The organism is Anaerotignum lactatifermentans DSM 14214, from assembly GCF_900142265.1.
Lineage (GTDB): Bacteria > Bacillota > Clostridia > Lachnospirales > Anaerotignaceae > Anaerotignum > Anaerotignum lactatifermentans.
In genome coordinates this window covers 1-8,401 of sequence record NZ_FRAH01000106.1, presented here as the reverse complement: position 1 = coordinate 8,401, position 8,401 = coordinate 1, and the positions used below count along the sequence as shown (strand labels likewise).

7 protein-coding genes are annotated in these 8,401 nt (G+C 37.7%); 1 reads left to right on the top strand and 6 read right to left on the bottom strand.

Annotated features, from left to right (window positions below):
- The 6 genes from BUB35_RS17095 to BUB35_RS17070 form a co-directional block, all read right to left on the bottom strand.
- Positions 1–148: transposase (locus BUB35_RS17095; RefSeq protein ID WP_143185490.1), on the bottom strand; the 148-nt coding region annotated here is incomplete at its 3' end.
- A gap of 246 nt (positions 149–394) precedes the next feature.
- A complete protein-coding gene (locus tag BUB35_RS17090; protein ID WP_072853728.1) occupies positions 395–994 on the bottom strand; it encodes a hypothetical protein in 600 nt (199 codons plus the stop codon).
- Positions 995–1,907: 913 nt separating this feature from the next.
- The gene (locus BUB35_RS17085; protein ID WP_072853726.1) at positions 1,908–3,866 is read right to left on the bottom strand and encodes a DUF3732 domain-containing protein; all 1,959 of its coding nucleotides are present in this window, start codon (positions 3,864–3,866) and stop codon (positions 1,908–1,910) included.
- A 1-nt stretch (position 3,867) separates the two neighbouring features.
- Entirely contained in the window at positions 3,868–4,362 is a 495-nt protein-coding gene (locus BUB35_RS17080) for a three component ABC system middle component (protein ID WP_072853725.1), read from the bottom strand.
- A complete protein-coding gene (locus BUB35_RS17075; protein ID WP_072853723.1) occupies positions 4,359–5,573 on the bottom strand; it encodes an ABC-three component system protein in 1,215 nt (404 codons plus the stop codon). Before BUB35_RS17075 ends, BUB35_RS17080 begins: the two co-directional genes overlap by 4 nt.
- A gap of 801 nt (positions 5,574–6,374) precedes the next feature.
- Entirely contained in the window at positions 6,375–7,979 is a 1,605-nt protein-coding gene (locus tag BUB35_RS17070; protein WP_072853721.1) for a recombinase family protein, read from the bottom strand.
- 181 nt (positions 7,980–8,160) lie between these two features.
- Between BUB35_RS17070 and BUB35_RS17065 the strand changes: the two genes are divergently transcribed.
- The coding region (locus BUB35_RS17065; RefSeq protein WP_143185489.1) for a transposase at positions 8,161–8,401 on the top strand (241 nt) is incomplete at its 3' end.

Genomic DNA, 8,401 nt, shown 5'->3' with positions numbered 1-8,401 from the left:
TTTCTACACCTTTCCATTTACACAAATCTTTAATTATTTTTTGAATATCCGCTCTCAATTCATAATAAATTATTTTTCTTCTATACTTTGGTGTAAATACGATATGATACTTGCATACCCATTTTGTGTGTGCTAAACTGTTTGCCATAAAAGCATCGTCCTTTCTTATGTAAAATATTTAGGCTTGAACACCCTTATTTTACAACAAGGACGATGCTTTTTGCTTAAGCTTTAATCTCACCCGCAGAGCGGGCGGTTGTTAAAGGCTGCTTTGCAGCCTTCAGCACTAAAGTAATAAAGCAAAAGCGCGGTACGAATTCGATTTTCATACCGCGCTTTCTTTGTAAAAAGTAGTTTCTATAAAATTTCTGTTATAGCTGTCCTTGATGCTTTCTCATGCTTCATAAGAATCTATTTCCTCTATATCTTCCGCCCCCATATCTATGAGTAATCCGCAGCACCACGTCCATTCTTTTGTGCCAGGCGCAAATTTCTCATGAAACGCCAAAAAAGGGGCTTCTCCCATCATAGAATAAATAACATCCACTTGACTCTCATAATCCTGCGCAAACTCCAATGCCCAAGAAGGGTTGATGTTATCCCGTACCCAGTCTTCTATCTCTGCATGAGGCTCCTTAACGAACAACGCAAAAAGTTCAACAACCTCTTGCAAAACTTTCGGATCGAAGGTATCCCACTCTTGCAGCCAGACACCAGACATATCTTCACAAGTTATGCAAAATAAATCCCATCTTTCTGAATGCGGCGAAAACGCTTCCGTAAATTCTGGGAACGGGTCAAGGAGTGCTTCATTATCAAGGAAGTCGCCGTCATCCATATCTCCGGTAAATACTTCTGTTGCCGGAACATGTGTCATCACCCATTCACGCAGGATTTCTTTATCCGGTTTTTCCAAAAATTCCGCAAAATAGTCCACTGCTGCCATTAGGGCATCTTCATCATAATTTTTCCATGAATCTTTCATGTCAAACATGTCAAGTCATCCTCCCTTGCGATCCTCTTGGAAATACCAGCAAAACAACTTCTGCATTTTTCCAAAAAACTATTTTCCAATGTCTTCCTCACGGAAAAGTATTTTACGCCTTATAGCATTTTGAAGCTTTGTAAACTTTCTGCTGAAATCACTCTTTATTCCTCCTCCAGCTTGCATAAGGCTGGGATAAGTATGCCCTGTGAACCTGGTACCCCCTTAGCGTAAGCTCCTTAGTCGAATTATGTTATTTCGTTGTTCTTTACCAAAGAATATGAGTATTGAAATATCTTAATTTTGGTAAAATACCAAAATCAAAACTCCCTGTGAAACCAGGAAGCTTTGATTTTCGCATTTAAAGATATGGCATTGTTATAATTGGCTTCTTACCAGTATTAATTCTCAATGATTCTTTGTGTCATTATCATTTCTAACTTAAAGTGTATTTCAATTTTGCATTCGTTCACTACAATGATTGTTTGAATTAAGATTCTAATGAGGCTATCATCATATTTCTTTAATTCGTGCTTTCCCATTTTTCTTAGAAATATCACTACCGAAATCACGCCATTATCTTAATAGCCTCTCTATCAGCGTAGATGCAAAAACGCTGTCCAGTATGCTAGGACACTTCGTACTGAAATTGTTATGAACGACTATACGTATATCAGCAACGATATGTAGAAAGGTGAGGCTGAGAAAAATCAGTAACTTCATAAGATTGGCTACGGTCAAATAGAAGCCATAGCCACCTAGTTCATCGAAAGAAAGTATCTGTAAGGTGATATGTTTGAGAGATTGGAATAAAAGAATTAAAATAATACATTCAAAAAAGGACTCACATACACAGTTAATGCATCTGTGAGTCCTTCTCTATTTAGCAAGAAGACATGGTTACACAAGTTGACTAAAGTTTTTACTCTAACCACTCAATCGGAACAAGTTTAACATTATTTCTCCATTTTTCAACCAAATGAATGCAAGAATCTGGTATGTTTCCCCATATATCATCATCAGCATGTTCAGTCACAATAATCTGAATGTCAAAACCTGCATTTTTTACAAATGAGGATAAGCTATCAAATATCTTTCTAACCGCATTTTTATCATCATCATTTAATTGCGGTGTATCCTCATCTGCAAAATACCGAGTACGCGGAAAATAGACTTGACTTGGCTGATCAAAAATAATAAAGTTTGGCACATTCACGCTCGACTTGGTTTGAAAAAAACGTTGTAATGCCAATATCAATGCTATATGATAAGATAGCCAATTGGATGCACTACCAATCTCCCATAGATAATCATCACGTCCTGTTTGGCTTTTTACCCGCACAGTCAAATCTTTTATAACAAACTCTACGGGATCATCAGGATGTTCAACATCTAGTTGAGTGAGAATCTTTCCCATCTCTGTCTTCAAAAAACCCAGTGCATAGTCCAGTTTACGTCTTATTGCAGACTCATTAATTTCTTTTTTCAATTGCTCTATGCGAGCGTTTACCTCGTCGAGCTTAGCTTGAAGTTCGCTATCTGTGCCAATACGTTCATAAGTGCTTATTGCGGCATCTATGCGTCCAAGAAAACGAGAAATAGATTCCATGGTATAACTTTCTTCGCGCTGGATTGCAAGTGCTTGAGACTCAACTATAATACGTTTTTGAATAGCTTCCAATTTATCAGCTAACTCTTGTATTTGTACCTGAACAATTTGAAGTTCTCTCTCAAAAGCAGCTGGAACAACGACCATCTCAGTCGTGCTGCGTTCCATGTGTTCGAGTGCAGTGCACAAAGCATTTACATCTTCCATGACATTTTCATGGCTTGGTTGGAAAATAGGAAGTATATTGCGTTCTGTCAAGTTGGACCGTATCCAAGTTGATATATCAAGACGTTCAAGCTGAATTTGCAGTGATTTGTCATATTTCCCCATGGATTGCATTAATTGAAGCATGTCTGTGTGGCGTTTCCGTGCAGAAAACAATTCGCTAGATATTTGCTGTTCTTCTTGCCGCAACGCTGCAAGATCCTTTGACAGTTCTGTAATATGTTCAGGTGCAACTGAGGCATCTGTAATTCGTTTTTGCGAAATAGTGCGAAGCTCATCAACCTGACGGGTAAACTCATCCGTGTCACTTGGGATATAATTAGTTAAGCCATATTCATGTGCTTGGCTCAACCAACCAGCAACTTCCTGCTTCCATCCCTCAGCAACGGTTTTGATTTGATCAAGATCTCGCTGAAATCGTTCAGATATCTTTGATAACCTTTCAAATTCTTTTCGTTTGGCGAGAATTTCAGGCGTTACAGCCCCAAGTGCATAAGGGAAGACATCAATGAGTTTTTTTCGATGTTCCATAGTGTCTGCTTTGTAAAATAAAACATCTGCATTAGCAACGATATTTTGCGGCTGAAAAAGAAATGCCACAAAATCGCGGTATGAAGGGCGAAATATGCTTGCGTTGGAATCAAGGTCAAGAAAAGACATTGCAAACAACTCGTTTAGCATATTCTTAATGGATTCAACATTTGCGTTTTTTTCTATGTATTCAGGAATAGTTATTTCTTTGCCACGTGAAATAAACATATCCCCAGTTGATGCTTTATCTCCAGGTTCGCGTCGACAAAGCAGAATTTGTTCTCCCTCCATATCGAAAAGCACGCCAAACCATGAACATGCATTACGGATAACATCCACAGGAATAGTACATTTATCAGAGCCAAGACAATAGTCGATGATTGGGATAAGAGCTGATTTGCCAGTGCGCGAAGCACCAGTAATTATATTGACTGCCCTGCTTTTAAATGGCAAGATACGTGGGGGATACTCTTGCTTTCGTGACCATAAAATGACAGAGTTTATTGCAAAATTCATTTTAAAACCTCACTTTCAACCATTTTCCGATTTCGAGAAGTGTGAGTTCTGAGCACCATCCTCCAAGTTTCTCAGCTGCTGTTATCATATTTCTGCAGTCTCCTTTGGGGACATATTTGTGCATAGTTGTAAGTAACGGAAATACTGTTGCGGTTTCCGTGGAAAGCGACACAAGATTTGCTTCAACGGCAATATTAAATGAATCAAGTGTTAATTCACGCATTTGTATGGCAGTGTTATTCACATAATAAATACTATCGTTTAGCTTTTCCGAAAATAGTTTTTCTGATACCTTTGGCAAACCACTGGCTTTTTGTGTGCTTTTAATTATAGTGCATAGGTCTTGGCGGAGCACAATAGGTAAAATTACGAACAACAAAGGAAAAGGTACCGGCTGATTTTTGTTAGCATAATACCCACAAGTAAACCGCCAGAGCAGGGCTGCACCAATCGCTGGATTTTGTACATATCTTACATCCATATCAAAATTTCTCATATATTATCCTCTTTCAATAGCTTTATATACTGTGGGTGCCATCCAATTTTTGGTGCATCAGCAGGATTATTTGCCATTAACTGCAAGGTCCCACTACCAAAGAAAGGAGGGGTCTCGATACCTTGTAATTTTAGATGTCCAGAATCATCTCTGCATTTAAAGTATACTGCTGTTCCAAAAGAAATGGGGTCTGTTCTGTATTGCAATCCCATAAGATGTTTTTGATTCACCCAGATTCGGTAAAGTGCATCATAATAATCGTCAAAACTTTGTTCGTTTATAAGACCACGCTGTGCCCACTCTATCTTATCAATTTTTGCTCGTAAAAAATCGCTGGCCGCATCAAAGATGATGGAATCATCCACCTCGATTAACTTCAGCTGTCTAATATAGGCATCTAAGCGCTCAACTTCACCGCTTTGCTCAATATGTGAAGGCGGTGATGAGATGGCCCTAAGAACAGCATTTGTGTTACATGCTCTAATTTGCAGCGTCAGAGCTTTCCGATAATCTTCTGAGGAAATGTAGGCAGGCATGTTTTCTTTTGTAAAGGACAACACTTTTTGCGTAACCCAACCGAGCATATCTGTCAGAAGAAGATCAACATATTCAGAAGGTAGTCCCGGTTGATTGGTGAACCGTCGCAAAAGATCTTCATTATAGGTATCATTATGTATTTCAATTTCTATGGATTTAATAATATTGCAGACAATTTGAGATTTTGTATCATCGAAAAGATATTTGATGTAGTCTCTATATGACTCTGGCAAAGTTGCATATATATTAACATTTGACTCTTGCTTAGATGTAGGAAGAATAATTTTTTTTGCATATGTTAGTGCTTTTTGTGCCTCATCATCAGAATGAGCATCCATAAAAGTTTTTTGGATACTACCAGGGGTAATAGTACTGTTTGAAACAACAACAAACCGCAAAATAGCATCAGATGGCAAAGAAGCATCTTCAATATAAGTGCACCAGTTATAAAGTGTTTTCCAAAATACAGCAGCTCGATTGGCAACTGGGTTGTTAGCAGATGTAACACTTTTTAATTGTTCAGCAATAACCTTTCCATCAATTTCTACAGCTACATCATCCAGTTTCTCAATACTTACAACACGGTCATCGACAGAAATAAGCTCATAGAGCATATGTATTACCTGAAGCAAATACCCATGTAGCTTATCGGGAACCAGAGTTTTGTTAGCCATTTGCACCCCTCCAATTTTTCTGACATAGACCATAAATTTCTATGGATACCATAAAAGCCGTACGGGAATACCTCCATACGGCTATCTTGGTGGTACAAAGACTCACCGTAAAACCATTATAAAAGATAAGTCTGGAAAAATCAAGAATTGTACATATCTACAATGGAAAATACAGTAATTGTGATAAGGTATTGGCATTTTTTCCAAAGCAATTATACTGCCAGCCGCATTACACTTGAATATAAATTCGCAAAGTGAATCGAATATATTTTCTTAAAGAACATTCCATTATTTTTTATATTCTTCTCATTCTTTTTTCTATACATTAATAGTTCTTTGCCTGACTCCATTTTTCCCTACACTACTATTCCCACCTTAAACCTTACATGCCTTTAATTTAATGAAGCTAACCAACCACCTTACAAAAGCATCATCATACTTCTACAGACGCAGCAGACTTACCAAATCCAATTTCTTATCAAGCAAAGTTTCTATCTGTTTTCGTTCTTCCTTATTATTTTCGGACCCTTGCTTTTCCTCTTTGAGCAAGTTCAATTTTTGAAGTATTTCTTCACACAACTTTTTATATCCGCTGGATACCTTTACTTGACTTAAGAAGCCTGATTAACTTTCCTTTTCGTTTCTCATTTTTATCATTTTCCATACCTGCCTGCAGTATGGTTTACCGCACTCGCCACAAAACACTGCTCTTGGTAAAATACCAAAATCAAAACTCCCTGTGAAACCAGGAAGCTTTGATTTTCGCATTTATAGAAACGATAGTGTTTCTGCCACTCTTTCTTAGTATTCCTTCTCAATGATTCTTTGTGTCATTACTGTTCCGGACTTAAAGTGTATTTCCATTTTTTGCTCGTTAATTACACGAATGGTTTTAATTAAACCTCTTATAAGGTTATCATCGTATTCTCTTAGCTCATGCTTTCGCTCTAAGAAACCACATATTTTTTCCATTTTTAACTCCTGACTTTTCTCAGCACCTCGCTTCTTTATCCTTTCAATGCGTTCTCTTCTGATCTCATCAATCTTTCGGCTAATTATTTCATATTCTTCTTGCTCATCCGTAATGTTGTTATTTTGAATGAGCTCCCTGATTTGTTTTTGAAGTTCTTTCATATCGTCATTGCTTTCTTCTCTGTATTCTAAATCTGTCTGTAGTACAGCCATTACATTTTCCCTAAAGGTATCCATAAAAGCATCCTTATCTCGTATGATTCTATTCAATGCTTCTAAAATGCTTTCATGCAGTCTTTCCTCATCCAGTGTTGGAGAGTTTTTACAGTAAGTTTTTCCATATGTCAAACGATTGCTGCATCTCCACACTGCTTTCTTATCTCCATACTTTGTCCATATTTGGCGTCTATATGGTCGTCCACATTCACCACAGACCAAGATTTCTGTTAATGCATACTTGCCGCTGTGTTTGCTTTTTCCTTCTTTATCTCTATTTCCTGTAGCTAATTTCCGAAGGGAATTTCTGCGAATTCTTTCTTCCCTCGCCATATAAAATATTTCTCTTGATACAATTGGTTCATGTGAGTTCTCAACATAATACTGTGGGAGGGCGCCTACATTTTTTTCTCGTTTTTTTGTTAGGAAATCGCTAGTATACGTTTTTTGCGATAACATATCTCCCATGTATTTTTCATTTTGCAAGATCTTATCAATGACACCTGGATTCCACACTGTGTTTCCTCGAATCGTTTTCTTCCCTTGCGCTGTCACATCTTTCGCTATGGCACAACTGCTTTTTCCTTCCAGATACTTCATGAATATATATCTGACGATCTCTGCTTCTTCTGGTACAATATGCAGTTTCCCATCATCACCTTTTTGGTATCCAAGTAAGCGGCTGGTATTTAGTCCGCCTCTTTCATACTTCTTCCTTAAACTCCATTTTACGTTTTCACTGATATTTCGGCTTTCTTCCTGTGCCAAGCTACTTAATATTGTGATTAACAATTCTCCGGCAGCTTCCATAGTATTGATCTGTTCCTTTTCGAAGAAGATAGGTATATTTTTTTCTTTTAGTAATCGGATATGATATAAGCTGTCTACCGTATTTCTCGCAAACCTGCTTATGGATTTTGTAAGAACCATATCTACCTTACCACTGACGCAGGCATTGATCAGGGCATTAAAGTCATCTCTCTTTTTGGTGTTTGTAGCTGATATGCCATCATCTGCAAATATGCCAGCCATTTCCCACTTTGGATTCTGCAGTATGTAATTTGTATAATAACTCACCTGTGCTTCATAGCTGGTAGCCTGTTCCTCGCTGTTTGTACTTACACGGCAATAGGCGGCAACCCTTAGCTTTTTTTCAGTTTCTTCTATTTTGCTCTCATTATTTTTTGGCTGAATAATTTTCACCTTTGTTTCTGACATAACATCTCACTCCTTCACTTGATTGGTATCCTGATTTCTTTCCCATTTTTAAACACATAGGTCAAGGCATTTTCTTTATGTACAATCACTTTTTTAATGAATTCTGGATCTATATTAAAAAAGTGGACACATAAAGTAACTATCTATTACAATAAAGTAGACACCAAAAGGAGGTATTTACATGTCAACAAACAGCAAAGGTATTCGCTATGACGAAGACTTCAAAAGAACACTCGTAAATCTATATCAATCTGGTGGCAAAACACAAACTGCCCTTTGTAAAGAATACGGAGTTTCTCAGACTGCTCTCACTCGCTGGATCAAACAATACGCAACTGTTGAAACAGATGATGGTGAAGTCATGACTGCCAAACAAGTCAAAGAGCTTCAAAGACGCCTCGCTCAACTTGAAGAAGAAAACC